Source organism: Phyllobacterium sp. P5_D12 (assembly GCF_054049495.1).
In genome coordinates this window covers 1-1914 of sequence record NZ_JBFUMG010000719.1, presented here as the reverse complement: position 1 = coordinate 1914, position 1914 = coordinate 1, and the positions used below count along the sequence as shown (strand labels likewise).

2 protein-coding genes are annotated in these 1914 nt (G+C 55.8%); one reads left to right on the top strand and one right to left on the bottom strand.

Translation table 11 applies throughout. From position 1 onward, the window contains the following. Positions 1-95: 95 nt before the first annotated feature. Positions 96-1211 (bottom strand): alanine dehydrogenase, encoded by a 1116-nt coding sequence (gene ald / locus ACXJ5O_RS25660; protein WP_457302371.1) that lies wholly within the window; start codon positions 1209-1211, stop codon positions 96-98. Between the two features lie 152 nt (positions 1212-1363). Here ald and ACXJ5O_RS25655 point away from each other — a divergent pair, with 152 nt between their 5' ends. Beyond that, the gene (locus ACXJ5O_RS25655) at positions 1364-1849 is read left to right on the top strand and encodes an Lrp/AsnC family transcriptional regulator (RefSeq protein ID WP_114428935.1); all 486 of its coding nucleotides are present in this window, start codon (positions 1364-1366) and stop codon (positions 1847-1849) included. The last annotated feature ends 65 nt before the right edge of the window (positions 1850-1914 follow it).

Here is a 1914-nt window from a genome sequence, read left to right as displayed (position 1 = left end):
AATGTGGGTCCTCGGGTCAAGCCCGAGGATGACGGCAAGGCAGGAGCGCTTCAGTCGAAGCGCTCCTGCCAAGGCTTTGATACTATGCGGCAATATCAGGCTGCTATTGCCGATTTTGCCTCGACCATCTCGAGGCCGAGCGCCTCGGCAACCGCCTGGTTGGTGATGCGTCCCTTGTGGACGTTGAGGCCGTTGCGCAGATGCGGATTGTCAACGAGAGCCTTGACGCCGCGATCAGCCAACTGCAGGCCGTACTGCAAAGTCGCATTGTTCAAAGCATGAGCGGACGTGACCGGCACAGCGCCCGGCATGTTGGCGACACAGTAGTGGATGATGCCGTCTACTTCGTAAGTCGGCTCGGAATGCGTTGTCGCATGCGATGTCTCGAAGCAGCCGCCCTGATCGATCGCAACGTCAACGATAACTGCGCCCTTCTTCATGCCCGAGAGCATCTCGCGCGTCACAAGCTTTGGCGCGGCAGCACCCGGAATCAATACGGCGCCGACAACGATGTCAGCAGAAAACACTTCATCATCAAGGGCTTCGATGGTCGAATAGCGCGTATGAATACGCCCGCGGAAAATGTCATCGAGCTGACGCAAGCGCGGAATGGAGCGATCGAGAATAGTTACGTCGGCGCCAAGGCCGGTCGCCATCATGGCAGCATTGATGCCAACGACCCCGCCACCGATAATGGTGACCTTGCCGGGTAGGACGCCGGGGACGCCGCCAAGCAGTACGCCTCGGCCGCCATTGGCCTTTTGAAGCGCAGTCGCACCGGCCTGTATGGCGAGGCGCCCGGCAACTTCGGACATCGGCGCCAGCAACGGCAAGCCGCCGCGGTCGTCGGTGACAGTTTCATAGGCAATCGCGGTGACACCCGATGCCAGCAAACCTTTGGTCTGTTCCGGATCCGGAGCGAGATGAAGATAGGTATAAAGCAGCTGACCTTCACGAAGCTGCGCCCATTCGGAAGGCTGCGGCTCTTTCACTTTGACGATCATGTCTGCCTGCTGGAACACTTCTTCGGCGGTCTTGACGACCTTTGCACCTGCCGCCTGATAGGCTCCATCGTCGGCGCCAATACCTAAACCAGCTCCGGACTGGACGATGACCTCATGGCCGTGGGCAATGTATTCGCGTACGGCGCCCGGAGTGAGGCCGACGCGATATTCATGGTTTTTGATTTCCTTTGGGCAGCCGATGCGCATGACGTCTCCTGTTAGCTTTTTAGATGTTCCCTTTTGAGGCAAATATAACAGCACAAATCGCGTTGCATGTCCTTGCCAAGACGGCTCGACGCCACGCGATTTTTCGAATATCCTTGCGTAAAATGTCCGGATATAAGGGGAAAGTTCGAACAATGTCATTAGACAGGATTGATATCGCTATTCTCGACAGCTTGCAGAAAGATGGCCGCATGTCGAATGCAACGCTTGCCGAAAAGGTCGGCCTATCGCAGTCCGCATGCTCGCGGCGGCTGGATATATTGGAGAAATCGGGCGTCATCCGTGGCTATCATGCACGTCTCTCCAACAAGATGCTCGGTCACCCGGTTATCGTTATCGTCAACATTTCCCTGTCCGGACAGGCGGACAAACAGCTGCGTGAATTCGAGACCGCAGTAAAACTGTGCCCCAATGTATTGGTGTGTTATCTGATGTCGGGCGAATATGACTATCTCTTGCGCATTGCTGCAAAAGATCTAGAGGATTACGAGCGGATACATAAATTCTGGTTGTCGGCCATGCCGCACGTTACCAAGATAAACTCATCCTTTGCTTTGCGCGAAGTGGCAGATCGCACCGGTCTGGGCGTTGAAACGGCGCTTATAGAGACCGCCAGCTAGCGCAATTTCGCGTCGCCACAACCAAATTTCATCCCAGCGTTGAAAATTCTGCGTCTGAATCGCAG